This is a genomic window from Dactylosporangium sp. CS-033363, from assembly GCF_050942475.1.
Taxonomy (GTDB): Bacteria; Actinomycetota; Actinomycetes; order Mycobacteriales; family Micromonosporaceae; genus Dactylosporangium.
Window position 1 is genome coordinate 4,459,702 of record NZ_CP192032.1, and the last position, 22,824, is coordinate 4,482,525.

Genomic DNA, 22,824 nt, shown 5'->3' on the forward strand with positions numbered 1-22,824 from the left:
GGTCATGTCATCAAGTGACATCGTCTGCAAGGGGACTGCCATGCGCATCTTCGTCACCGGCGCCAGCGGCTGGATCGGGTCCGCCGTGACCGCCGAGCTCATCGAGGCCGGCCATCGGGTCGTCGGGCTCGCCCGCTCCGAGGAGTCCGCCGCCAAGATCGCCGCGCTGGGGGCCGAGGTGCGCCGGGGCCACCTCGACGACCTCGACGCCCTTCGTGCGGGGGCGGACGATTCCGACGGCGTGGTACACCTGGCCTACAACCACGACTTCTCCCGCATGGCCGACGCCGCGCAGACCGACGCCGCCGCGATCGCCGCCATCGGCGACGCCCTGGCCGGGACCGGCCGCCCGTTCTTCATCGCCTCCGGCGTGGCCGGGCTGCCGGGTTCGCCGGCGACCGAGGAGACCGCGGGCCCGGACTTCCTGCCGCGGATGGCGAACGCGAACGCGACCCTGGCCCTGGCCGAGCGCGGCGTGCGCAGCGGCGTGCTCCGCTTCGCGCCGACCGTGCACGGCGAGGGGGACCACGGCTTCATCGCCGTGCTGGCCGGAATCGCCCGCGAGAAGGGCGTGGCCGCGTACGTCGGCGACGGCGCGGGCCGCTGGCCGGCCGTGCACGTGCTCGACGCCGCGCGGCTGGTCCGGCTCGCGGTGGAGCAGGCGGCGCCGGGCACGATCGTGCACGCGGTGGCCGAGGAGGGGGTCCCCACGCGCGAGATCGCCGAGGCGATCGGGCGCGGACTGGACGTACCGGCGAAATCCATTCCGGCGGAGGAGGCCGCGGCGCACTTCGGCTGGATCGGCCCGTTCTTCGGCATGGACTCGCACGTGTCGAGCGAGCTGACGCGCAAGAACCTCGGCTGGACCCCGGCCGAGCAGGGTCTGATCGCGGACCTCGACGCGGGCTTCTACGCGAAGTCCTGAGCGCGCAACGCACGCCCCCCGCGGGGTAGAGGCATCGGCTATCGTGAACGTCGGCCGCCCGCGGGGGTTGCGCGCCGCGGCCCTGACGATATCCTTCCGACCGGACGGTACGCTGTGTCGGCAGGGGAGATGGGAGGCCGCAGATGGCCCGTACGACATCCGCGCGGCCGGAGACCACCCGGCGCCGGCAGCGGTGGCCGGGCGGCTACGACCCGGAGAACACCCGCCGGTCGCTGATCGACAGCGCCCTGGAACTGTTCGAGCGGCAGGGCTTCGACCGCACCTCGGTGCAGGAGATCGCCGACCGCGCCCAGCTCACCAAGGGCGCGTTCTACCACCACTTCGAGAGCAAGGACGACCTCCTGCGCACCATCCAGGAGGAGTACCTCGAGGCCCAGCTCGCCGCGATCAAGAAGATCGAGTCGGGCAGCGACGACCCGAAGACCCGCATCGCCGAGCTGATCCGTTTCAGCCTGACCTCCGTGGCCGAGTACCGGGGCCACGTGACGATCTTCTACCAGGAGCGCCGCTACCTCACCGGGGACCTCTTCGCCGAGGTCACCCGCAAGCGCGACCTGGTCGAGGCCGCCTTCGCCGGCATGGTCGCCGACGGCGTGCAGCGCGGCGCCTTCCGGGCCGACGTCGACGCGCGCATCGCCACCTTCGGCCTCGTCGGCATGTGCGCCTGGGCCTACCAGTGGCTCAACGTCAGCGGCCCGCTGAGCGTCGACGAGGTCGCCCGGCAGTTCTCCGCGATGGTCCTGCAGGGCCTGGAGGCTACGGCGTAACCGCCGCTTCGGCGATCCTCCGGGCGGTCGACACCAGACTGGCGACCGCCTCCTCGGGTTCGAGGCCGCACAGATCCAGCAGCGTGAACAGGGACTCCGCGCTGATGACGACGGCCAGGTCCCGTACCAGCTGAGCCTTGTGCGGTTGGTTCCACGGCTCCAGCGCGTGCTCGATCAGCGCGAACCGCTGGACCGGCCGCTCCCTCGCGATCGCCGGCTTCGCGATGCTCGCCGCGACGATCACCCGGACCGCGCCCTGGCGTCGCAGGACCGCGCGGGCGAGCACCTCCGCCGCCTGGCCGACCCGCTCGACCGGGTCGTCGCCGGTGGCCAGGGCGCGCAGGGTGGCGAGCTGGTCGTCGGTCGTGACGGCGGCGCGCAGCAGGGACACCAGGTCCGGAAAGTGCCGGTACGCGGTCGCCTCGGACACCTTCGCCGCGGCCGCGACGGCCGACATCGTGACCTCCGCGCCGCTGTCGGCGAGCTCGCGCGCGGCCGCGATGATCGCCGCCCTGGTCCGTTCGAGCTGGTTGGTGCGCACTGGCAACTCCCGTCTTGAGATCCCGCTCTCTTCGTGAGAGTCTACTCTCACGAAGCCGGTTACGGGAGGTCAGCATGGTCGCGGTGTCGATCGTCGGTCCGGGCGAGGGCGAGCTCATCGTCAACGGCCCGGCAAAGATTCGCATTCTCGAGGACGGCGGCAACACGAGCCACCGGCTGGGGCTGGCGGAGATCATCCTGCCCCCGCGCGCGCCGGGCCCGCCGCAGCACCGCCACGCCCAGCACGACGAGGGCTTCTACGTGCTGACCGGCCGGGTCCGTTTCACCGTCGGCACGGACGACCACGACGCCGGGCCGGGCACCTGGGTGCTGGTGCCACCGGGCGCCCCGCACACCTTCGCCAACCTGGGCGACGAGCCGGCGGTCATGCTCAACACCTTCACGCCGGACCTGTACGTGCAGTACTTCCGCGACCTGCGGGACATGGTCGCGGCGGGGCAGCAGCTGACGCCGGCCGCGGTGGCGGAGGTCTGGACGAAGTACGGGACCGAGCCGTCCACCGAGTTCGCGTCGTGACCGCCCTGCTGGTGGCCAACACGATCGCGGCGCTCGCGAGCATCGCCTTCGCGGTGATCGGCGGCGTGCACCCGGCGGCGCTGAGCGACAGCGGCACACCGACCGGCGGCGAGCGCTTCTACGGCTGGATGTACGCGGTCCGCGGCGTCCCGCTCGGCGTCGCCGCCGGCGTCGTGCCGCTGTGGTGGGCCGGTCCGGCGGGCACCGTGGTACTGCTCGCGGCGGCCGCGGCACAGGCCGGTGACGCGGCGATCGGCGTCGTCCGTCGCAAGTGGACGATGATCGCGGGCGCGGCGCTGCTGACGCTGATCCACGCCGTGGCGGCGCTCGCCGTCGCCTAGGGGCCTTGCGCCGGTCCGGGCGCCATGGTAGATACCTTCCAGTCGGTATGAACGGCATACCGGCTGGAAGGGGGCGCGATGACGCGCGCGGTCAGAGCGGGGATGGCGTTCATCGGCGCGCTCGACCAGGGCGCCATCGGAGGGCTGCAGCGGCTCTGCGCGCCCGGGGCCACCTGGTGGGTCGACACCGGGCCCGATCGCCGCGCCGGGGTTGCGCCTGAAGGCAGCGGGCGGTTTCCGTTGCACGGGCTGATGGCGATGGACGCCAAGCTCGGGCTCATGCGCGAGCTCGGGCCCGGCGCGTTTCCGGCCGGGTGCCGGCAGATTCCGCGCCGCGTTGTCGTCGGTGACGACTGGTGCGTGATCGAGGTCGACGGGGACGGGCTGCACGCGAGCGGCAAGCAGTACGCCAACCGGTACGGGTTCGTCTTCGACGTCGACGCGCTCGGCGCGATCACCTCGGTGCGCGAGTACCTCGACACGTGGCACGCGCAGGACGTCATCGGTGGCGGCGCGACCGTTCCCCGCACTGCGCTCGACAGCGTGCCGGAACAAGGCGAACCCCTGCCCGCGCCGGTCGGGGACATGTGGCCCGCCCTGGCTCGCGGCGACATTGCCGGGTTTTCGGGACTGTTCACCGAGGACGCCACCTGGTGGACCGACACCGGGCCGGACCGCGCACGAGGGCGCCACCACGGGCGGGGGGACGTTCACGCCAACGGGCCGTTTCACGGGAACGTGGCCATGGCGGACAAGCTTGCGCAGATGCGCCGGCGCATTGCCGACGGGGCCTACCGCACGCCCGCCGTCACCGTCACGCCGCACCGTTGGATTCAGGACGACACGCTGATCGCGATCGAGGCCAGCGGGGACGCGGTGCTGGCCGGGGATCGGCGGTACCAGAACCGGTATCTCTGGATCGTCGAGATTCGGGGGCACCGGATCGCCGCCGTCCGGGAGTACTGCGACACGGCCCACCTCAAGGATCTGCTGTGAATTCCAACGACCTGCGGTATGTGCTCACCACGACGCGTTCGGTGCGCAAGCGGTTGGATTACGACCGGCCCGTTGACCTCGGCGTCGTGGGGGAGTGCCTGGAGCTCGCCCTGCAGGCGCCGACCGGTGGCGGGGCCGAGGACTGGCGGTGGGTCGTCGTCGGGGCTCCGGAGGTCAAGCAGGCGCTGGCCGCGATGTACCTCGAGGCCTACCTCGAGTACGTCCACAAGCCGTTGCACAGCGCCGAAGGGACCGGGCACGGGACGGTGAAGGGCCGGCTCGGGGGCGTGGGCGCGGACGGCGGGGTCGAGCCGAAAATCCAACGGATGTTGGACGGGGCCGAGCACCTGGCGCACAACATCGGGCGGGCGCCGTACCTCGTCATTCCCTGCGCCACCCGGCCCAACCCGGCGCACGGCGGGGCCGGGACGCACTCGGCCGTGTACGGGTCGCTGTATCCGGCCATCTGGCAGTTCAATCTCGCGCTGCGGGCCCGGGGACTCGGGACCTGCATCACCACGCTGCACCTGCACCACGCCGAGCGGGCGGCGGCGCTGCTCGGGATTCCGGCCGAGGCGGTGCAGATCACGATGCTGCCGGTCGCGTACACCGTCGGGACCGACTTCCGGCCCGCGCGCCGCCGGCCCGTCAGCGAGGTCGCCTACCTCGACCGGTGGGGCGCGGCACTGCCATTCGACGAGCCAGGAGCGCAAGCATGAGTGAACCCGTCATCCGCGACATCGACGAGGTGCTGACGACCACGCGGGCCGTGCGGCACCGGATGGATTTCGAGCGGCCCGTCAGCCGCGAGGTGGTGGAGGAGTGCCTGCGGCTGGCCCAGCAGGCGCCGATGGGCTCCAACCTGGAGGACTGGCGGATCGTCGCGGTCGACGACCCGGCGCTCAAGGAGCAGCTGTCGCGGCTGTACACCGAAGTCTGGTACCAGACCGTCGAGGAACCCCTGAAGACGGGCGAGGCCGCGACCGTCACGCGCCTGTCGCCGTCCGTGCGGGCCGACCCGGTCGCGGCGGCGCGGCAGCAGCGGGTGCTCGCCGCCGTCAAGTACCTCGTCGACCACCTCGCCGAGGTGCCGGTGCTCGTGATCCTGTGCAGCACCAAGCCGATCCCCGAGCGGGCCGTCGGCGGGGCCGCGTCCGGGTACTACGGCTCCGTCTTCCCGTTCGCCTGGTCCTTCCAGCTCGCCCTGCGCTCGCGCGGCCTCGGCTCGGTGATGGCCACGGCGATGGCGCACAAGGCCCGCCGGGTCCAGGAGGTGCTCGGCCTGCCCGACGACTGGCGGCCGATCACCCTGCTGCCCGTCGCGTACACCAAGGGCCTCGACTTCCGCCCCGCCGCCCGCGCCGACCTGAAGGATGTGGCATCGTGGAACGGCCCCAAATGAAGGCCGCCTTCGTGGCGCAACCGTCCACTGAGGACCCGGCCGGCGCCGTCGGGGTGGGCGAGCTCCCCGTTCCGGAGGCCCCGGACGGGTGGGTCGAGGCCGAGGTGCGGGCCGGCGCGCTCAACATGCACGACGTGTTCACCCTGCGCGGCATCGCCAAACCCGCCGGCGCCGGCCCGCACGTCATCGGCAGCGACGCGGCCGTCGTCCACAATGGACAACCCTTCGTCGTGTACCCGGTGCTGCCCGCCGACACCGCCGGCCGCACGGTCGCGCACGCCACCCTGCTGCCCGACGCCGGGCACGGCATGCTCGCCGAGCGCGTGGTGGTGCCGGAGGCGCACCTGGTCCCGAAGCCGGAGGCGCTGTCCTGGGAGGAGGCCGCCTGCCTGCCGACCGCGTGGCTCACCGCCTGGCGGATGCTGTTCACCAAGGCCCAGGCCGGTCCCGGCAAGCTCGTGCTCGTGCAGGGGGCCGGCGGTGGGGTCGCCACCGCCGCCACCGCGCTCGCCGTCGCCGCCGGAGCCACCGTCGTCGTCACCTCCCGCTCGGCCGGGAAGCGCGAGCGGTCGCTGGCCCTCGGCGCCGCCGCCGCGCTGGAGAGCGGGGCGCGCCTGCCGCAGCTCGCCGACATCGTGGTCGAGACCGTCGGGCCGGCCACGTTCGAGCACTCGATGCTGTCCACCCGCGCCGGCGGCACCATCGTCGTCTGCGGCGGCTCCACCGGGTTCACCGCGCCGCTGCACCTGGCCCGGCTCTTCGCCCGCGAGGTCACCGTGTGCGGCTCGACCATGGGGACCCTGGAGGAGTTCCGGGACCTGGTCGCGTTCGTGGACGCGCACGGGATCCGGCCCACCGTCGACAGCACCGCCGACCTCGCCGACGCCGGCAAGCAGGTCGGGCGGATGCTCGCCGGGGACGCGTTCGGCAAACTCTGCGTGCGCGTCGCATGAGCGGCCCCGTCGAGGTGACGCTGCGCGGGGCGGCGTTGTGGGCGCGGATCGACCGTACCGATGCGGCCAATGCGTGCGGATCGGCCGTCATGGCGGGCCTGGAGGCGTGGCTGGCCCGCGCGAGCGAACCGGGCGTGCGGGTGCTGGTGCTCACCGGGACCGGGCGGCACTTCTGCGCCGGGGCCGACATGACCGAGGGGACCGCGCTGCTCGGGGACCAACCGGCGCTGCGCGCGTTCCTGGACCGGGGCCGGCAGCTGGTGCGGGCCGTGCGCGCGAGCCCGGTGCCGACCATCGCCGCGGTCAACGGGGTCGCGTTCGGCGGCGGGCTGGAGCTGCTGCTCGCGTGCGACATCGCGGTCGCGGCCGACACCGCCCGCATCGGCGACCGGCACATCGCCGCCGCCCAGGTGCCCGGCTGGGGCTCCAGCGTGATGCTGCCGCAGGCGATCGGCCCGGCCGCGGCCCGGCGCCTGCTGCTCACCGGCGAGACCTGGACCGGCCTGGAGGCGATGGCCCACGGCCTGGTCAGCGAGTGCGTCCCGGCCGACGCCCTGCGGGACCGGGTCACCGCGCTGGCCGAGCACCTGGCCGCCCTGGACCCCGCCGCCATCGCCCGCATGCTGCGCGTGGCCCGCCCCGCAGTCGACGAGACCGCGTGGGACCGCGAGTGGCAGACCCTCACCGAACACCTCGCGTCCCAGGAGAAGCGTTGATGCGTACCCCGAGCAAGACCACCGTCGCCGCGCCCGACGGCCTGCTGCCGCTCGTCGGCAAGGACCTCGGCGCCAGCGGCACCCGCACCATCAGCCAGGAGCAGGTGAACACGTTCGCCGATGTGACCGGCGACCACCAGTGGATCCACGTCGACGTCGAGCGCGCCCGCTCCGGCCCGTTCGGCTCCACCATCGTGCACGGGTTCTTCACCCTCGCCCTCGTCCCGCTGCTGCTCGCCGACATCCTCGAGGTCGAGTCGTACAGCATGGGCGTCAACTACGGCCTCGACCGCGTCCGGTTCGTCAAGCCCCTCCCGCCCGGCACCGAGATCCAGGCCACCGCCACCCTGGCCGCCGCCACCCGCATCGACGGCGGAGTCCAGGCCAAGGCCGCGGTCGTCATCGAGTTCGCCGCGGACGGCCAGACCTGCTGCGCCGCCGAATCGGTGTTCCGCTACTACGCCTGAGGCTGCGATCCTTGCCGGGTGCCCACCGACGACACCCTCGCCCTGGCCGAAACGACGCTCGGCGCTCCGCTGGACGATCCCCGCGACCTCGGCGGCTCCAGCCGATCGCGGGTCCTGCGGTGCCGGACCGCGGACCGCACCGTCATCGTCAAGCACTACCTGGCCGACGAGGGCGGGCACGAGCGCGAGGCGGTCGGGCTGGACCTGCTCGACCGCACCGCCGACCTGCTGGCCCGCTCCGGCGACGGGCGGCTGCTCGTCATGTCCGACCTCGGCCCGCACCCCACCCTCGCCGACCTGCTGCTCGGCGCCGATCGCGAGGCGGCCTGGGCGGGCGCCCGCGGCTGGGCCCGCGAGCTCGGCGCGATGCTGGCCCGCTCCCGGAGCACCGTCGCCGAGGCGCGCCGCCGCCTGCCGCACGGCCCGGCCGGCGAGGCCCCGTTCCCGGTGCTGGAGCGGGGCCTGGCCAACCTGGCCCGCGTCCTGCCCGGCCTCGACCTGGCGGCGATCGGCGCCGAGTTCGCCGGGGCCGCCGCGCTGCTGGAGCCCGGCCCGGCCGACGTGCTCTGGCCCGACGACACGTGCCCCGACAACGCCATGCTGATCGACGGCCGGTGGTGGTTCCTCGACCTGGAGGGCGCCGACGTCGCCCACCCGGCCCTCGCCGCCGCCTTCATGGTGCTGCCGTTCGCCTCCTGCTGGTGCGTGTTCGACCCGCCGCCCGGCCTGACCGAGGACCTCCTCGCCGCGTTCACCGACGGCCTCGGCACCGTGGGCCCGAACTGGCGGCGGGAGGTGATCGACGCCTGCGCGGCGTACACAATGATCAACACCGGCTGGTTCGCGGACCGCGCCATCGACGGCGTGCCCCACGTCGGCCCGGTCGGCCGCGGGCCCTCCTATCGGCAGCTGCTCACCGCCCGCTGGCGCTGGGGCGCCCTCAACCTGCGCGACGACTACCCGGTCCTGTCGGCGGCCCTGCGCGACGCGGGCGCGTGGGCGACGGACACCTGGGGCCTGGACGCGGAGCCCACCGGCTATCCCGCCTTCCGCTGAAACGCGCCGTTGACGTCGCCGTACGTCTCGGCGGTCGCGACCACCTCGGCCCCGGCCGGCTGGGCGAGGATCGCGTGCACGGAGGCGACCGCGCTCGCCCCGTCGCCGGCCGCCGCCGCCACCCGCTTGATCGAGCCCGCCCGCAGGTCGCCGACCGCGAACACCCGCGCGGCGCTCGTCTGGAACGGCAGCGGGCCGTCGGCGCGCACGAAGCCGTCGTCGTCGGTCGCCACCCCGGTCAGCCAGCCCGAGCCCGGATCGGCGCCGATGAAGCAGAACAGCGCCCGGCTCTCGAAGCGCTGCCGGTGCCCGCCCGCGTTCTCGGTCACGATCGACGTGAGCGTGGCGTCCCCGGCGAGCTCGCGGACGGTACTGCCGGGACACACCCGGATCCGCGGATGCGCCCGCACCCGGTCGACCAGGTACGCCGACATGCGGGACTCCAGCCGCGCGCCCCGGATGACCAGGTGCACGCCCGCCCCCTGCGCCGCGAGCGACAGCGCCGCCTGCCCCGCCGAGTTCGCCCCGCCGAGCACGGTCACCGGCCGGTCGGCGAAGTCGCGGACGTCGAGCTCCGACGCCGCGTACCGGATGCAGCCCGCCCGCTCGAACGCCGCCCACCGCGGCAGGTCCAGCCGCCGGTAGTCGGCCCCGGTCGCGGCGATCACGGCCCGGCACGGGATGCGCTCGCCGTGCTCCAGCACGACGACCGGCCGGTGCTCGTCGGCGAGGTCGAGGCCGGTCACCGCGCACGGCGCGGAGAGCTTCACGCCGAACTTGAGCGCCTGCAGCATCGCCAGCCGGGTGAGGTCCGCGCCGCTGACGCCGTCCGGGAAGCCGAGGTAGTTCTCGATCCGGGCGCTCTTCGCCGCCTGCCCGCCGACCCCGGCCCGGTCCAGCAGCACCGTGTTCAGGCCCTCGGACGCCCCGTACACGGCGGCGGCCAGCCCGGCCGGGCCCGCGCCGACCACGACCAGGTCGACCGGGCGCCCGTCGGCCCGGTAGGTGAGCCCGAGCGCCTCCGCCACCACCCCCGGCGTGGCCCGGCGCAGCACCGCGCCGCCGGACACGGCGGCCGGGAGGTCGGCGTCGCCGAGCCCGGACAGCGCCATGAGCGCCCGCCCGGTCGCGGAGGAAGCGTCGAGCCACGTGTGCGGCAGCACGAACTGGGCCAGATAGGTCCGCAGCGCCAGGGTCTCCGCCGTCTCCCCGCGGCCGAGGATGTGCAGCGGGCCCCCGGGGGCGGCGCGGATCACCTCGCGCCGCTCCCGGAACGCCGCCATCAGCAGGTCGGCGAGGTCGGCCTGGTCGGCGAGGGCCTGCCGCAGCCGCGCGGCGCCGATGCGCACCACCGCGCCGGCCGCGACGACCCGCGCCGAGAGGTACACCTGCTGCCCCGTCAGCAGGCTCAGCTCGCCGAGGACGTCGCCCGGCCCGGCCCGGAACAGCAGCCGCTCCGGCTCGAGCGCGGTCGCGTCCCGCACGATGTCCACGGCGGCGGTGCGCAGGAGGAAGCAGTCGTACGAGCGCTCGCCCGACGTGAACAGGGCCCGGCCGGCCTCGGCGTGCTCCGGCTCACCATAGGCGGCGAGCCGGCGGAACTGCTCCTCGTCCAGCATGGTTAGCGGCCGGCTTCCTGGATGAGGTCCGCGGTCGCCGCCGGCTGCGCGATCATCGCCACGTGCGACGCCTTGACCTCGCGGGTCCGGGACCCCGCCCGCTGGGCCATGAACCGCTGCGCGGCGGGCGGCAGCACCTTGTCCTCGCGGGCCACGAGGTACCACGACGGGATGCTCTTCCAGGCGGGTGCGCCGGACGGCTCGCCCAGCGCCCGCACGTCGGCCGGCCGCTGCCCGGCCCACATCACCTCGGCGGTGCCCCGGTGCACGTCCCCGGCGAAGACCGGCGGGAACGCGTCGCGCTTGATGTAGGCGTCGATGAGGCCGTCGCCGTACGGGCGGAAGTCCAGCGCGGACTCGTCGAGCCGGCTGCCGGGGAACCGGGTCTGCATCCCCAGCAGGTTCTCGCCCTGGTCCGGGGCGAACGCGGCGACGTAGACGAGGGCCTTGACGTTCGGGTTGCCGGCGGCGGCGTTGGTGATGACGATCCCGCCGTACGAGTGGGCCGCGAGCACCACCGGCCCGCCGATCGTGGCGAGGATGCTCGCGAGGTACGCGGCATCGGAGGCGACCCCGCGCAGCGGGTTGGCCGGGGCGACGACGGGGTAGCCGTCGCGCAGCAGGCGCTCGGCGACGTCGTTCCAGCCGGACGCGTCGGCGAACGCGCCGTGCACGAGCACGACGGTGGGCTTGGGGCGGTGCGCCTCCGCGGCCGCCGGGTTCAGCATGGCGCCGGTGGCGATCGCGGCGGTTCCGGTCAGCACGGTGCGACGGGTTGGCATCATCAGGACCTCTCCTTGGAAGCTGTTGCCGCAGACCGTACGATCGCCCAGTTGACGCCCAGTGGACGCGGCGATTCAGTGCCCGTCCACTGCGCGGATCCAGCCTGAGCCATGTTTCTTTCGGAGTTTGTTCGCGATCCGATGACGGTCGCGGCCGTCGCACCCAGCGGTCCGGCCCTCGCCCGGCTGGCCACGGCGGCCGTGCCCCGCACCGGCGATCCGCTCGTCGTCGAGCTGGGCCCGGGCACCGGCGCCTTCACCGGCGTCATCCAGCGGCGCCTGGCGGGCCGCGGCCGCCACGTCGCCGTGGAGCTCAACGCCCGGTTCGCGCAGCACCTGGCCGACCGGCACCCCGCGGTCGAGGTGGTGATCGCAGATGCCCAAGACCTGGCGACGGTACTGTCCGAGCGCCGCCTCCCCCGCGCCGACGTCATCGTCAGCGGGCTGCCGTGGGCCGCGTTCGCCCGGGCGCAACAGCGCGACGTGCTGTCGGCCGTCGCCGCGACCCTGGCCCCGGACGGCGTGTTCACCACGTTCGCGTACGTCCACACCCGCTGGGCCGCCCCCGCCCGCCGGCTGCTGCGCGCGCTGCGGGCGGGGTTCGACGAGGTGCTGGTGACCAGGACGGTGTGGGCGAACCTCCCGCCCGCCCTGGTCTACTGCTGCCGGCGGCCGATCGTCACCGGCTGATCGTCAGGTCCCCGGTGGGCAGGGTCTGGCACGCCAGCCGCCACCCCGCGGCCAGCTCGCCGGCGGAGAACAGGCCGCGGCTGTCGGTCTCGTACCCGCCGGCCAGCACCCGCACCCGGCACGTCCCGCACGAGCCCTCCCCGCACGACTGCGGCAGGTCGACCCCGGCCGCGTTGGCCGCGTCGAGCACGGTCTGCCCGGGCCGGCACGGGAACGCGCGGTCGCCCGCCACGCCGATCGTGAACGTCGAGGCCCCGGCGGCCAGGGCGATCGCGTGCGCCCGCTCCCGGCGGGTCTGCGCGCTGCGGCCCGACACGAACGCCTCGGTGTGGATGGCCTCGCGCGGCACGCCCAGGTCGGTCAGGTGCCCGATCAGCTCCTGCATCATCCCCGCCGGCCCGCACAGGTGCACCCGGGTCGCGCCGGCGAACGGCCGCAGCGCCTCCAGCCCGATCCGGCCCGTCTCCTTGGTGACGAACTCGTGCACCCGCAGGCCGGGCAGCCGCTCCCGCAACGCCACCAGCTCCGCCGCGAACAGCACGTCCTCCGCGGTCCGGTAGCTCACCAGCAGGTCGATGCGCCCGGTCGCCCCGGCCAGCATGCCGAGCAACGGGGTGACGCCGACCCCGCCGCCGATCAGCAGCGTGTGCTCCGAGGGCTCCAGGGTGAACGCGCCGTGCGGGCCGCTGACCCGCAGCACATCGCCCGGTGCGAGGTCGGTGTGCAGGAAGCCGGAGCCGAGCCCGTCCGGCTCGTGCTTCACCGCGATCTCCAGCGCGTCCGGGCCGCTGCAGATGGAGTACGAGCGCTCGATCGGCTCGACGGCCACCGGCAGCTCCAGCTTCACGTACTGCCCGCCCGCGAACGTGAACGGCAGCGGGCCGCCGTCCAGCGATTCGAGCCGGATCCGCCGGACCTGCGGGGTCAGCGCCTCGACCGCCGCCACGCGCAGGAAACCCTCCCACGGCACGGCGGCGTCCCGGGCCGCCGGCCGCGCCCGCACGGTCCGCCACATGGTGCCGAGCTGCGACGGGCGCAGCACCGCGTTGGCCGCCATCAGCCCGCCGGCGAGGGCGCCGACCACCCCGGAGCCCCAGGCGTCCTGCCCGGCCACGAACAAGCCCTTCACGGGTGTACGGCAACCCGCCCGCGCCGACCGCAGCCGCTGCGGGGTCGCGGCGAGGCCGTAGAAGGAGCCGCGGGCGCTGTCCTGGTAGTGCTCGAACGACAGCGGCGTGCCCAGCTCGGCGAACGCCACCGCGGAGCGGAACCCGGGCCACTGGCGTTCGAGCCGGTCGAGCAGCCGCGCGGTCACCGCCGCCTTGAACTCCCGGTACCCGTCCTCCTTCGCGCCCCGCCACCGGTCCACGACGGCCGGGTCGACGAGTTCGAGGACCTCCACGGTGTGGTGGCGGGCGGCCGGGTTGTTCAGCGACGGGAACGACACGTACAGCGTGCCGTCGTACGCGTCGAGGCCCGGCATGAACCAGTGGTTCTCGCCGCGCACCCCGAACTCGGCGGGGGAGCGGTCCAGGCCGAGGAACAGCATGAGCGCCGACGGTTCGGCGGGCAGGTCGTTCAACCGTCCACTTTGGCCGATCAGCGCGTAGGTGTTGCGGACCCCGGCGGCGGAGACGACTGCGGCCGTTTTCACGCGATAGCGGCCGCCGGTGCCGGTGTCCTCGACGTCGACCCCGGTCACCCGGCCGCGCTCGACGAGCACCTCGTGGACGAGCTGGCGGGGACGGAGCTCGACACCGTACCGGCGCAGAATCTGCACGATGATCCGGCCGAGCTCTGCCGGGCCGCCGACGGGGTGTGCGGTGCCGTCCATGAAGAACGTCAGCGGCACGGCGGCGTGGTAGCCGAACGCGCTCGCGGTCGGAGGAATGCCGTAGAGGCCCCACCGGGCGGCCAGGATCGCGCGCAGGCGCGGATCGCGGACGCTGCGGGCCACCTGCTCGGCCGAGGACCGGAAGGTCGACGGGTAGAGCCGCTCGACGAGCGGCGCGCCGATCGCCCGGATGCCGGCCGGGAGCGAGGCGAGGACGTTGCGCGCCGCCAGCCCGGTCATCGCCCGGCGGACGGTCCGGAAAAAGCCGTCGATGGCGCCGGCCTCGTCCGGGAACCGCTCGACGAGCCGGGCCCGGAACCGCTCGGGCCCCGACGGGACGGCGAAGTCGAAGTCCGGGAAGTGCAGGATGTCGTACTCGTCGGGCAGCGGGGCCAGCTGCGCCCGCCCGTCGGTCATGAACTCCAGGAACGGCCCGGCGCTCGCGCTCATGTAGTGCAGTCCCGTCCCGAACCTGAAGCGCCCGGCCCGGGAGAACTCGTGCGTCATCCCGCCGAGCGTGTAGTGCTGCTCGAGCACCAGCACGCGCCTGTCCCCGAACTGCGCGATCGCGCGCGCGGCGGCCAGCCCGCCCATGCCCGAGCCGATGACGACGACGTCGGCTTCCTCGTGTTCAACCATGCCCGCAGGGTGACGAAGCGGAGTTGACGGCCACTGGACGGCCCGTGGATCCGCGGCTCACGCGCGTCCACTGCCCGTGCAGTGCGCCCTCCTAGCGTTTGCCGCACACCGCAGATGTGGTACCGAACGAGAGGCCGACGCCATGCACAAGAACACGAACGCCATGCGCTGGGGCGTGCGCATCCACGCCCTGTGCTACCTCGCCGCCAACCTGATCCAGGTTCTGGTCTGGTGGCTGTTCACCCCGGAGCTGCACTTCTGGCCGATCTGGTCGATCCTCGGCTGGGGGGTCGGCCTGGTGGTGCACGTCTGGGCGGTCCGCGCGGCCGTTCAGAAGACCGACGCCAGCCGGCCCACCGCCTCCACCAGCTCCGCCGGGGTGCGGTCGCTGTAGGCGAAGCGCAGGTGGCGCTCCGACGGGGACGGCCGGGTCCGGTCGGCCGCGAACGACACCCCTGGCTGGTACAGCACGCCGGCGGCGGCCGCCCGCCGGCACAGGGCCGCGGGGTCGAGGCGGTCGTCGGTGAGCCGCGGCCACAGGAACAGCCCGCCCTCGGGCTCATCGATCGCGAAGGCGCCCGGGAGCTGCTCGCGCAGCGCGCCGGCGAGCACCCGGGCGCGCTCGCGGTAGAGGGCGGCGGCCGCGCCGACCAGGTCGTCGTACCACCGATCGTCCGCCGTCACGAGCCGCTCGACGATCGCCTGGGTCACCGACGACGTGTGCACGTCGAGCCGCCCGCGCAGCCCGGTCACCGGCGCGACGAGGTGCTCGGGCAGGACCAGCCAGCCGACCCGCCAGCCGGGCCCGAGCGTCTTGGTGAAGGAGTTGACGTGGATCGCCCGGTCCGAGTCGTGGAACGCCGCCGTGCCCTGGTCGCGGCCGGCGAAGCGGAGCTCGCGGTACGGGTCGTCGACGAGCACGTAGAACCCGTGCCGCTCGGCCAGCCGCATCAGCTCGGCCCGCTTCGCGGCGGACAGGCTCACCTGGGCCGGGTTGTGGAAGTCGGGCACGGTGTAGGCGGCCGCGATGTGCTCCCCGGCGGCGAGGCGCGCGGCGAGGTGCTCGACGTCGAATCCGTCCGCCCGCACCGGGACCGGCAGGATCCGCGTGGTCGCGACCTCCAGGGCCCACAGGAAGCCGGGAAACACCGGGTCGTCGACGGCGACGGTCGCGCCGCGCTCGACGACGGTGAGCACGGCGAGGGTGAGGCCGTGCATGCCGCCGTTGGTCAGCACGATGCGGGCCGGGTCGACGCCCTCCCGCGCCGCGATCCACTCCCGCAGGCGGGGGAGGCCTTGGCCTTGGGAGTACTGCAGGGCGGCGGTCGCGGCCGCGGGGTCCGACCACAGCGCCGCCGAGGCCTTCGCGATCGCCTCGACCGGCAGCGCCTCGGGCGCGGGCACGCCGCTGGTCAGGCTGATCGCCGCGACCGCGGGGGCATTGAGGCTGGCGTCGACGAACGCCTTCGGGGGCGCCAGGCCGCGGGCCAGTTCGGAGAGCGTCACGCTTCACTCCTTCTCGAGCTCGGCCAGGAACCGCTCCGCGCGGGCGGCGAACAGGTGCGACCCGACGGCGGCGGAGCGCTCGCGGGCCTGCTCGGCGGCCTGGCGGACCGCGCCGGCGGGCTCGCCGCGGGCCTGGGCCAGCCGCGCCCGGACCAGCAGCAGCAGCCCCTCCGCGTAGCGCTGGCCGTGGTCCCACAGGGCCGCGTCGGCGCGGGCGAGCGCGTCGGCGGCCCGGTCCGGCATCCCGGCGGCGAGCCACATCTCGGCGATCAGGCCGTACTGGTACGCGACGCCCCACTGCGGAGGGTCGAGCAGGCTCGCGGCCAGCAGCTCCTCCGCCTCGGCCGCCGCCCCGGCCGGGTCGTCGCCGGTCAGGGCGCGGGCCCAGCACCAGTTCTGCCGGATGTAGTGGTCGATCTGCGAGCGCAGCCGGTCCAGGCCGGCGGCGACCCAGCGCTCCCCGGCCCGGCGGGCCCGCCCGGCGTCCCCGGCCATCGAGGCGATCATCGTCGTGTAGTAGACCCAGACCGAGGCCGCGTACGGGTCGCCCGGCGCGTCCCACGAGTCGACGAAGGCCAGCGCGGTCTCGACGTCGCCGTGCAGGGCGGTGGTCACGGCGCGCCAGCCGGGCCCCTCGCCGGGGATGGCACCGTCGCGCCGCAGCGGGGTGTCCGCGGAGGTGGAGGAGTCGTCCTCGGCGGTGAAGGACCGGTGCGCCTCGCCGATGTTGCCGATGTCCCACTGGTGCAGGCCCCACGCCTGGCGGCCGTACCGCCGGATGGCCGGATCGCTCGACGCCTCGCCCCGCTCGTGCATGCGCTTGGCGAGCCGGCCGCGCTCGCGCTCCATCGCCGTGTACGCGCCCATCACGCGGATGAACAGGAAGTCGGCCGCCTCGGCGTCCCGGCCCAGGGCCATGGCCAGGTACTCGGCCCGCTCCAGCAGGTCGAAGATCGAGGCGTCGTAGCCCGCCTGGCGCCGCAGCACGATCGCGAGCAGGGTGAGGGCGTCCAGCTCCAGCTCGGTCCGGCCGGTCGTGCGGGCGACCTGGACCGCCGAGCGCAGGTGCCGGTCCGCCGACTCGAACGCGAGCCGGTTCGCGGCGCGGCGCCCGGCCCGGATCAGCGCCCCGGCGGTCCGCTCCGGGTCGGCGAGCGGCCCCGCGGCCCACAGGTGGAACGCGAGGCGCTCGGCCGCGGCCTCGTCGTCGGCGTGGACGGCCTCGAGGGCGTCGGCGACCCGCAGGTGCAGCCGCACCACCTTCGGCGCCGCCGTGGTCTCCGACACCGACTCGCGCACCAGGTCGTGCGCGAAGCGCAGCGCCGACGGGTCCGCGGGCCCCGCTTCGAGCAGCCCGAGGGCCTGCAGCGGTTCGAGCCGATCCAGACAGTCCGCCACCGGTACTCCGCTCGCCCGCGACAACAGCCGCAGGTCGACGTCCCGGCCGATGAGCGCGGCCACCTGCAGCAGGTCGCGGGCGCGCTCGTCGAGGCCGGCCATCCGGTCGCGGACCACGTCGCGCACGGTCGACGGCACCCGGGCCGGGGCGTCCGCGTCGCCGCCGCGCAGCGCGCCGGCCTCGTCGAGCAGCCGGGACAGCTCGCGCACGAAGAACGGGTTGCCGGCGGTGCGGGCGTGGATGGCCCGCGCCACCCCGGCGTCCGGGTCGAGCCCGGCCTCGCGGCGGACCAGCTCGGTGACGTCGGCCAGGCCGAGCGGGCCGAGCCGGAACCGCCGGTGGCCCGGCACCCGGCTCGCCTTGGCCAGCACCTGGGCGAGCTGCTCGTGCGGCGCCGGCGCCCGGTCCCGCAGCGCGCCGACGATCGCGGCGCCGGCCGGCAGCCGGGTCGCCAGGTGCTGGAACAGCTGCAGCGAGGCCGCGTCGGCCCACTGCAGGTCGTCGAGGATCAGCACGGTGGGCCGCTGCGCCGAGGCCTGCCCGACGAGCGCGACCACCTGCTCGAACAACCGGAACCGGGCGTTGCTGTCCGATCCGCCCCGCACGGCGCTGCCGTCCGATCCGCCCCGCCCGGCGTCGTCGCGGGGTTCTTGTGGCAGTCCGAGTCGGGTGTTGCTGTCCGATCCGTCCCGCACGCGTTCGTTGCCGGGCTCCAGGAGCAGCCCGAGTCCGCGGGAGTCCAGGAGCAGCCCGAGCTCGCCGGCCAGCCGCTGCTCGCGGGCCGCGGCCGGCAGCGCCTCGACGAGCCTTCCCAGCGCCTGCTCCCACGGCCACATCGCCGGCGTGCCGTCGCCCTCCAGGCAGGTGCCCCACACGGTGAGCGCCCCGAGCCGGGCGGCGAGCGCGGCCGCCTCCTCGAGCAGGCGGGTCTTGCCGACACCTGGCTCGCCCTCGACCACGGCGACGGCGGTCCGGCCCGCGACCGCACCCTCCACCGCCTGGCGCAGCATCGCCAGCTCCTCGACCCGGCCGACCAGCGCCGGCCCCGCGCCCGCCCACACCTCGCCGTTGGCCGCCGCGACGGCGACAGTCGCCGCGCCGCGGGTGTCGGCGCCGCGGGTGTCGGCGCCGCTGGTGGCGTGGGCGGCGGTGGTGGTGGCGCCGTGGGCGGTAGTGGCGTGGCCGGTGGCGTCGTGGGCGGCGGTGGTGGCGGTAGCGCCGTGGGTGGCGGTGGTGGCGGCGCCGGTAGTGGCGCCGGCCGCGGGGTCCGGTCCTGCCGCCGTCTGGGCGAGGACGCGGCGGTGGGCGGCCTCCAGTGCCGCGCCCGGGTCGATGCCGAGCTCGTCGGCGAGGCGGCCGCGGACCGTGCGGTACACCGACAGCGCCTCCGCCTGCAGCCCGGCCGCCCCGAGCGCCGCGACCAGCCCGGCCTGCACCGGCTCGTGGAACGGCGCCATCGACGCGGCCAGCCGCAGTGCCGGCAGCACCGGTTCGGGCCGGCCGGTCGCCACGGCGAGCTCGGCCGCGGCGGTGCAGGCGGCGTAGAACTCGTCGTCGAGCGCGGCGAACACGGTGGCCGCCCCGGTGCCGCCGGCGACGCCGTTGCCGGCCGGGCCGCGCCACAGGGCGAGCGCCTCGGCGTAGTGCCCGAGCGCCGTCTCCCGGTGCGGCTCGGCCCCGGCCACGGCGGCGAGCCGCCGGAAGGTGAGCAGGTCCAGCCGGTCGGGCTCGGCGGTGAACACGTAGGCGTTGCCGCGCCGGTGCAGGAACGACCCGTTCTCGCGGGCCGGCAGCAGCGGTTCGAGCGTGCGGCGCAGCGCCCCGACGTACTTGTGGATGACGTTGAGCGCGCTGGCCGGGGCGTCGTCGCCCCAGATGAGGTCGATCAGCTCGCCGGTGCTCGTCGGGCGGCCGGCCCGGGCCAGCAGCAGGGCGAGCAGGTACGCCTGCTGGCGGGGGCCAGGGTCCAGCTCGGCGCCGTCCCGCCACAGCCGGAGCGGGCCGAGCACCTCGAGGTACACCGTGGATCCGCCGACCGGCACGCCCCTATCATCCATGACACTCGGCGAAGTCCCGGAGGCCGCCCATGACGACCGCTCGACTGCCCCTGCGCGCCCTCGCCCCGTTCGCCGCCGGGTCCGTCGGCATGGGGATCTGGGTCACCGTGCCGGGCCTGTTCCTGTTGTACTTCCTGACCGACGTCCTCGCCGTCCCCCCGCTCGCGGCCGGCCTGGTCCTGCTGGTGCCGAACATCGTCGACGTCGTGCTGCACCCGTGGGTCGGCTGGCTCTCCGACGCCGACCGGTCCGCCCGCGGCCACCGGCTCCGGCTGATGCTGGTCGGCTGCCTCGTCGTGCTCACGTTCGTGGCCATGTTCGCGGTGCCGTGGGGCCTGCACGGGATTCCGGCCGCGGTGTGGGTCGCGGTGGTGTTCGTCGCCGGGAACCTGCTCTACGCCTGCTATCAGGTGGCGTACCTCGCGACGCCCGCCGACCTCGGCATCGGCTACCACGAGCGAACCCGCCTGATGGGCTACCGCAACGTGGTCATCACGGTCGGCGTGCTGGTCAGCGGGGTCCTCGCGCCGCTGCTGGCGGGCGAGGACCCGGGCGTCGGCGACTACGCGCGGATGGCCCTGGTCTTCGGGGCGGTCATGCTGCTGGCGATGCTGGCCGGCATCGGCGGCGTCGCACGGCTGAACAGGGTCGCGCCAGGTCCGCGGTCCGCGCCCGGGCCCGGCGGCGGCGAGCGCACCGCGCCCGGGCCCGGCGGCGGCGAGCGCACCGCGCCCGGGCCCGGCGGCGGCGAGCGCACCGCGCCCGGGCATCGCGGCGGCCTGCTCATCGCGCTGCGGGACCGGCAGTTCCGGTGGCTGGCCGGGTCGTATCTCACCGTCGCGATCACGATGAACCTGGTGCTGGCGGGGATGCCGTACTTCGCGGAGTACGTGCTGGGCCGGGCCGCGCTGACCTCGCTGCTCATCGGCGCGTTCATGGCCCCGGCGGTCCTCGCCACGCCGCTGTGGGTGCTGGTCGCCCGGCGGATCGGCAAGCAGCGCGGCCTGCTCGCCGCCCAGGCCGCGTTCGTGGCCGGGTCGCTGGTGCTGGCGCTGGGGAAGGCGGCCGGCCTGCCGGTGCTGATCGGGGCGGTGGCCGTGCTGGGTGTGGCGTTCGCGGCGATGCAGCTGATGCCGCTGTCGATGGTGCCCGACGTCATCGCCGCGAACGGGTCGGGCGGGGCCGCGCGGGCCGGGAGCTACACGGGGCTGTGGACCGCGGCGGAGGCGACCGGGGGTGCGCTGGGGCCGTACGCGTACTCGGCCTGCCTGGCCGTCGGCGGGTTCGTGGCCACCGCGGCCGGCGAGCAGGTCACCCAGTCCGCCGGGGCGATCGCCGCGGTCCGCTACGGGTTCACGCTCGTGCCGGCCGTGCTCATGGCCGCGGCGATCCTGCTGCAGCGGCGGTACACGCTGGACGGCACGGCGCAGTCACTCGGCGACGGGGCCGTTCGGGGCGACGAACCGGCCGCGGTAGAAGGATAGGGCCGGCACCTTCGAGGGCTTCAGATGCACGTGGTCCACGTCCAGCAGGATGATGACGTGGTCACCGCTGGTGATCACCTCGTCCTTGCGCCCGGCGAGCACGGCGGGGGTGCCAGGCAGGAGCGGTACACCATCGGGGCCTGGAACCCAGGCGACCCCGCCGAGCTTCTCGGTGCCGGTCAGGCCCGAGGTGGCGAAGCGGCGGGCCACGTCCTCCTGGTCCTGGCCCAGGATGTGGATCGCGATGCGCTCGGAGTCCATCAGGACCCGGAAGCTCGACGACGACGTGGCCAGGCAGAACAGCACCTTCGGCGGGGTCAGCGAGACCGAGGTGAACGAGTTCACGGTCAGCGCGGCCGTCGCGCCGTCGGGGGTCACCGCGGTCACGGCGGTGACGCCGGTGGGGAAGTGCCCGCACACCTGGCGGAACTCGGCCGAGTCGAAGAGGGGCTCAGTCATCATCGTTGCACCGCCGGGTCGGAGGGGTGATCGGGGCGGAGCCCGCCTTCGAGCTCGATGAGGCACAGCGTGTGGCCGCCGGGGTCCTTGACCAGGTGCAGGCGCCCGTGCGGGCTGTCGACCGGGCCGACCGTGGCCGTGCCGCCGAGCGCGGTGACGCGGGCGAGGGCCGCGTCGAGGGAGGCGACGGAGAAGTACGTGACCCACTTGGACGGCAGCTGGTTCGGCCACTCGTTGTCCAGCTCCAGCACGCCCGCGACCGGGACGTCGCCGAGCATGAGCACGGTGTACGGCCGGGCGGTGGGGGAGTCGTCGCGCTGCTGGGCGGTGTAGCCGAACAGGGTCCGGTAGTACTCGACCGAGCGCTCGGGCTCGCCGGTGTCCAGCTCGTTCCAGCACAGCGCGCCGGCCGAGTTGACCGCCTGTACGCCGGCCCGGGACTCGCCCTGGTAGAGGCCGAAGACCGCGCCGAACGGGTCGATGACGGCGGCGCCGGTGCCGGCGGCCGGGAGGTACCGGGGGCGGGTGACCAGCTCGCCGCCGAGCTCGACGGCCTGGCCGGCGGAGCGCTCGATGTCGTCGACGGCGAAGTAGGTGATCCAGCCGCGCGGTCGGCCGCCGTGCAGGGCGTTGGCGTCCGAAATGCCCGCCACGTCCCGGCCGTCGACGCTGCACATCCGGTACGTCGCGCTGCCCAGCTGCTCGTGCCGGACCTCCCAGCCCAGCAGGGCGGCGTAGAACTGCTCGGCCTTGTCCGGATCGGGGGTGCACAGCTCGACCCAGACGGCCTCGCCGGCGGAGAAGCGGTGACTCATGCGCGGAGCTCCCCGGAGGTGATGGTGGCGGCGGAGATCTGATAGGCCCGCTCGGGGCTGCCGGTGGCCAGGCTCGCCTCGACCACCCCGACCACGCCGCGCAGGGTGTCCCCGGGTACCGCGGCCAGCCCCGCCACCACCGCGTCCACCTCGGCGTCGAGGTCGTCGTCGGGGACCACCCGGGCCACGAGGCCCCAGCCCAGCAGCTGCTCGGCGGTGGCCTCGGTGACCCCGGTGAGCAGCGCGTAGGCGTGCGGGCGGGGCAGCCGGTGGGCGATGGTGAAGCCGACGCCGGCGGGCGCGAAGCCGAAGCGGACCTCGGGCAGCGACAGCCGGGCATTTTGTCCGGCGATGGGCAGATGGAGCGCGGCGAGGAGCCCGGCGCCGAAGCCGATGACCCGGCCCCGGACCGCGGCGACGACCGGGACGGGCAGGTCGCGGACCCGCCCGAGCTGGGCGTCGCTGTCGCGCAGGCCGTCCGCGACCGACTCGGTGGTGGCCGCGCCGAGCCCCGCGAACGAGGCCGTGTCCCAGCCGCCGCAGAAGTGCCGCCCGGCCATGTCCAGGCGCACGACCGCGCAGGCCGGCTCGGCGGCCGCGGCCTCCAGGGTCGCGACCAGCTCGCGCAGGGCGGCGTCGTCGAAGGAATTGCCGCGCCCGGCGTTGTCGAAGCGCACCCGGGCGACGCGGCCGTCGTGTTCGCGGGTCAGTGAGATGGGCACGTGGCGGATCATACATACCAGTCGGTATGAAGACAACGCAGGCCTCTGACCGGCGCTTTGTCATACCGGCGTCATGAGCGGGATACCGATTCGACCT

The 22,824-nt window shown here is 74.7% G+C and carries 23 protein-coding genes; 14 read left to right on the plus strand and 9 right to left on the minus strand.

Annotated elements, in window-relative coordinates; translation table 11 throughout:
- Window positions 1-40: 40 nt before the first annotated feature.
- A complete protein-coding gene (locus tag ACQPZ4_RS20530) occupies window positions 41-925 on the plus strand; it encodes an SDR family oxidoreductase (protein ID WP_433063443.1) in 885 nt (294 codons plus the stop codon).
- Between the two features lie 143 nt (window positions 926-1,068).
- The gene (locus ACQPZ4_RS20535; protein ID WP_433063446.1) at window positions 1,069-1,713 is read left to right on the plus strand and encodes a TetR family transcriptional regulator; all 645 of its coding nucleotides are present in this window, start codon (window positions 1,069-1,071) and stop codon (window positions 1,711-1,713) included.
- On the opposite strand, the gene ACQPZ4_RS20540 is transcribed toward ACQPZ4_RS20535, so the two are convergent.
- Window positions 1,703-2,254 (minus strand): TetR family transcriptional regulator, encoded by a 552-nt coding sequence (locus ACQPZ4_RS20540; protein ID WP_433063449.1) that lies wholly within the window; start codon window positions 2,252-2,254, stop codon window positions 1,703-1,705. The two genes, ACQPZ4_RS20535 and ACQPZ4_RS20540, sit on opposite strands and share 11 nt — an antisense overlap.
- A gap of 74 nt (window positions 2,255-2,328) precedes the next feature.
- Here ACQPZ4_RS20540 and ACQPZ4_RS20545 point away from each other — a divergent pair, with 74 nt between their 5' ends.
- The 9 genes from ACQPZ4_RS20545 to ACQPZ4_RS20585 all read left to right on the plus strand — a co-directional run bounded on the left by ACQPZ4_RS20545 (window position 2,329) and on the right by ACQPZ4_RS20585 (window position 8,721).
- Window positions 2,329-2,790 (plus strand): cupin domain-containing protein, encoded by a 462-nt coding sequence (locus ACQPZ4_RS20545; RefSeq protein WP_433063452.1) that lies wholly within the window; start codon window positions 2,329-2,331, stop codon window positions 2,788-2,790.
- Entirely contained in the window at window positions 2,787-3,131 is a 345-nt protein-coding gene (locus ACQPZ4_RS20550) for a hypothetical protein (protein ID WP_433063455.1), read from the plus strand. The genes ACQPZ4_RS20545 and ACQPZ4_RS20550 overlap by 4 nt, the downstream gene beginning before the upstream one ends.
- Window positions 3,132-3,209: 78 nt before the next feature.
- On the plus strand, window positions 3,210-4,127 hold the full coding sequence (locus ACQPZ4_RS20555) for a nuclear transport factor 2 family protein (protein ID WP_433063458.1): 918 nt from the start codon (window positions 3,210-3,212) through the stop codon (window positions 4,125-4,127).
- Window positions 4,124-4,846 (plus strand): nitroreductase family protein, encoded by a 723-nt coding sequence (locus tag ACQPZ4_RS20560; RefSeq protein ID WP_433063461.1) that lies wholly within the window; start codon window positions 4,124-4,126, stop codon window positions 4,844-4,846. Before ACQPZ4_RS20555 ends, ACQPZ4_RS20560 begins: the two co-directional genes overlap by 4 nt.
- Window positions 4,843-5,529: a nitroreductase family protein gene (locus tag ACQPZ4_RS20565; RefSeq protein WP_433063463.1), complete on the plus strand. Its 687-nt coding sequence runs from the start codon at window positions 4,843-4,845 to the stop codon at window positions 5,527-5,529. The genes ACQPZ4_RS20560 and ACQPZ4_RS20565 overlap by 4 nt, the downstream gene beginning before the upstream one ends.
- Entirely contained in the window at window positions 5,511-6,482 is a 972-nt protein-coding gene (locus ACQPZ4_RS20570; RefSeq protein ID WP_433063466.1) for a zinc-binding dehydrogenase, read from the plus strand. Before ACQPZ4_RS20565 ends, ACQPZ4_RS20570 begins: the two co-directional genes overlap by 19 nt.
- Entirely contained in the window at window positions 6,479-7,198 is a 720-nt protein-coding gene (locus tag ACQPZ4_RS20575) for an enoyl-CoA hydratase/isomerase family protein (protein ID WP_433063469.1), read from the plus strand. Before ACQPZ4_RS20570 ends, ACQPZ4_RS20575 begins: the two co-directional genes overlap by 4 nt.
- On the plus strand, window positions 7,198-7,665 hold the full coding sequence (locus ACQPZ4_RS20580; RefSeq protein ID WP_433063472.1) for a MaoC family dehydratase: 468 nt from the start codon (window positions 7,198-7,200) through the stop codon (window positions 7,663-7,665). The genes ACQPZ4_RS20575 and ACQPZ4_RS20580 overlap by 1 nt, the downstream gene beginning before the upstream one ends.
- A gap of 18 nt (window positions 7,666-7,683) precedes the next feature.
- Window positions 7,684-8,721, plus strand: coding sequence for a hypothetical protein (locus ACQPZ4_RS20585; RefSeq protein ID WP_433063475.1), 1,038 nt, complete (start codon window positions 7,684-7,686; stop codon window positions 8,719-8,721).
- On the opposite strand, the gene ACQPZ4_RS20590 is transcribed toward ACQPZ4_RS20585, so the two are convergent.
- Window positions 8,703-10,340 carry an FAD-dependent oxidoreductase gene (locus tag ACQPZ4_RS20590; RefSeq protein WP_433063477.1) on the minus strand — a complete coding sequence of 546 codons (1,638 nt, stop codon included), beginning with the start codon at window positions 10,338-10,340 and terminating at the stop codon, window positions 8,703-8,705. The genes ACQPZ4_RS20585 and ACQPZ4_RS20590 overlap by 19 nt on opposite strands.
- 2 nt (window positions 10,341-10,342) lie before the next feature.
- The gene (locus ACQPZ4_RS20595; RefSeq protein WP_433063480.1) at window positions 10,343-11,125 is read right to left on the minus strand and encodes an alpha/beta fold hydrolase; all 783 of its coding nucleotides are present in this window, start codon (window positions 11,123-11,125) and stop codon (window positions 10,343-10,345) included.
- A gap of 138 nt (window positions 11,126-11,263) precedes the next feature.
- On the opposite strand from ACQPZ4_RS20595, the gene ACQPZ4_RS20600 reads away from it, so the two are divergent.
- Window positions 11,264-11,812, plus strand: coding sequence for a class I SAM-dependent methyltransferase (locus tag ACQPZ4_RS20600; RefSeq protein WP_433063483.1), 549 nt, complete (start codon window positions 11,264-11,266; stop codon window positions 11,810-11,812).
- Here ACQPZ4_RS20600 and ACQPZ4_RS20605 read toward each other — a convergent pair.
- Window positions 11,802-14,285 (minus strand): 2Fe-2S iron-sulfur cluster-binding protein, encoded by a 2,484-nt coding sequence (locus tag ACQPZ4_RS20605; protein WP_433063486.1) that lies wholly within the window; start codon window positions 14,283-14,285, stop codon window positions 11,802-11,804. The genes ACQPZ4_RS20600 and ACQPZ4_RS20605 overlap by 11 nt on opposite strands.
- A 142-nt stretch (window positions 14,286-14,427) precedes the next feature.
- Between ACQPZ4_RS20605 and ACQPZ4_RS20610 the strand changes: the two genes are divergently transcribed.
- Complete coding sequence (locus ACQPZ4_RS20610; RefSeq protein ID WP_433063489.1) at window positions 14,428-14,679, plus strand: 2TM domain-containing protein; 252 nt, start codon at window positions 14,428-14,430, stop codon at window positions 14,677-14,679.
- Here the strand turns inward: ACQPZ4_RS20610 and ACQPZ4_RS20615 are convergent.
- Window positions 14,616-15,791: a PLP-dependent aminotransferase family protein gene (locus ACQPZ4_RS20615; protein WP_433063491.1), complete on the minus strand. Its 1,176-nt coding sequence runs from the start codon at window positions 15,789-15,791 to the stop codon at window positions 14,616-14,618. The two genes, ACQPZ4_RS20610 and ACQPZ4_RS20615, sit on opposite strands and share 64 nt — an antisense overlap.
- A 3-nt stretch (window positions 15,792-15,794) precedes the next feature.
- The gene (locus ACQPZ4_RS20620; RefSeq protein WP_433063494.1) at window positions 15,795-19,232 is read right to left on the minus strand and encodes a BTAD domain-containing putative transcriptional regulator; all 3,438 of its coding nucleotides are present in this window, start codon (window positions 19,230-19,232) and stop codon (window positions 15,795-15,797) included.
- A 44-nt stretch (window positions 19,233-19,276) separates the two neighbouring features.
- Between ACQPZ4_RS20620 and ACQPZ4_RS20625 the strand changes: the two genes are divergently transcribed.
- On the plus strand, window positions 19,277-20,731 hold the full coding sequence (locus ACQPZ4_RS20625; protein WP_433063497.1) for an MFS transporter: 1,455 nt from the start codon (window positions 19,277-19,279) through the stop codon (window positions 20,729-20,731).
- On the opposite strand, the gene ACQPZ4_RS20630 is transcribed toward ACQPZ4_RS20625, so the two are convergent.
- Genes ACQPZ4_RS20630 through ACQPZ4_RS20640 form a run of 3 tightly spaced genes read right to left on the minus strand, consistent with a single transcriptional unit; the run spans window position 20,678 to window position 22,727 of the window.
- Complete coding sequence (locus ACQPZ4_RS20630; RefSeq protein ID WP_433063500.1) at window positions 20,678-21,193, minus strand: flavin reductase family protein; 516 nt, start codon at window positions 21,191-21,193, stop codon at window positions 20,678-20,680. The genes ACQPZ4_RS20625 and ACQPZ4_RS20630 overlap by 54 nt on opposite strands.
- Window positions 21,190-22,005, minus strand: coding sequence for a VOC family protein (locus ACQPZ4_RS20635; RefSeq protein WP_433063503.1), 816 nt, complete (start codon window positions 22,003-22,005; stop codon window positions 21,190-21,192). Before ACQPZ4_RS20635 ends, ACQPZ4_RS20630 begins: the two co-directional genes overlap by 4 nt.
- Window positions 22,002-22,727, minus strand: coding sequence for an enoyl-CoA hydratase/isomerase family protein (locus ACQPZ4_RS20640; protein WP_433063506.1), 726 nt, complete (start codon window positions 22,725-22,727; stop codon window positions 22,002-22,004). The genes ACQPZ4_RS20635 and ACQPZ4_RS20640 overlap by 4 nt, the downstream gene beginning before the upstream one ends.
- Window positions 22,728-22,824 lie beyond the last annotated feature (97 nt).

Excerpts from the sequence above, each read along its gene's own strand:
- ACQPZ4_RS20595 (WP_433063480.1), bottom strand. The coding sequence starts at position 11,125 with ATGATGCCAACCCGTCGCACCGTGCTGACCGGAACCGCCGCGATCGCC.
- ACQPZ4_RS20565 (WP_433063463.1), top strand. The coding sequence starts at position 4,843 with ATGAGTGAACCCGTCATCCGCGACATCGACGAGGTGCTGACGACCACG.
- ACQPZ4_RS20530 (WP_433063443.1), top strand. The coding sequence starts at position 41 with ATGCGCATCTTCGTCACCGGCGCCAGCGGCTGGATCGGGTCCGCCGTG.
- ACQPZ4_RS20545 (WP_433063452.1), top strand. The coding sequence starts at position 2,329 with ATGGTCGCGGTGTCGATCGTCGGTCCGGGCGAGGGCGAGCTCATCGTC.
- ACQPZ4_RS20605 (WP_433063486.1), bottom strand. The coding sequence starts at position 14,285 with ATGGTTGAACACGAGGAAGCCGACGTCGTCGTCATCGGCTCGGGCATG.
- ACQPZ4_RS20630 (WP_433063500.1), bottom strand. The coding sequence starts at position 21,193 with ATGATGACTGAGCCCCTCTTCGACTCGGCCGAGTTCCGCCAGGTGTGC.
- ACQPZ4_RS20575 (WP_433063469.1), top strand. The coding sequence starts at position 6,479 with ATGAGCGGCCCCGTCGAGGTGACGCTGCGCGGGGCGGCGTTGTGGGCG.
- ACQPZ4_RS20610 (WP_433063489.1), top strand. The coding sequence starts at position 14,428 with ATGCACAAGAACACGAACGCCATGCGCTGGGGCGTGCGCATCCACGCC.
- ACQPZ4_RS20625 (WP_433063497.1), top strand. The coding sequence starts at position 19,277 with ATGACGACCGCTCGACTGCCCCTGCGCGCCCTCGCCCCGTTCGCCGCC.
- ACQPZ4_RS20590 (WP_433063477.1), bottom strand. The coding sequence starts at position 10,340 with ATGCTGGACGAGGAGCAGTTCCGCCGGCTCGCCGCCTATGGTGAGCCG.
- ACQPZ4_RS20600 (WP_433063483.1), top strand. The coding sequence starts at position 11,264 with ATGACGGTCGCGGCCGTCGCACCCAGCGGTCCGGCCCTCGCCCGGCTG.
- ACQPZ4_RS20535 (WP_433063446.1), top strand. The coding sequence starts at position 1,069 with ATGGCCCGTACGACATCCGCGCGGCCGGAGACCACCCGGCGCCGGCAG.
- ACQPZ4_RS20555 (WP_433063458.1), top strand. The coding sequence starts at position 3,210 with ATGACGCGCGCGGTCAGAGCGGGGATGGCGTTCATCGGCGCGCTCGAC.
- ACQPZ4_RS20580 (WP_433063472.1), top strand. The coding sequence starts at position 7,198 with ATGCGTACCCCGAGCAAGACCACCGTCGCCGCGCCCGACGGCCTGCTG.
- ACQPZ4_RS20635 (WP_433063503.1), bottom strand. The coding sequence starts at position 22,005 with ATGAGTCACCGCTTCTCCGCCGGCGAGGCCGTCTGGGTCGAGCTGTGC.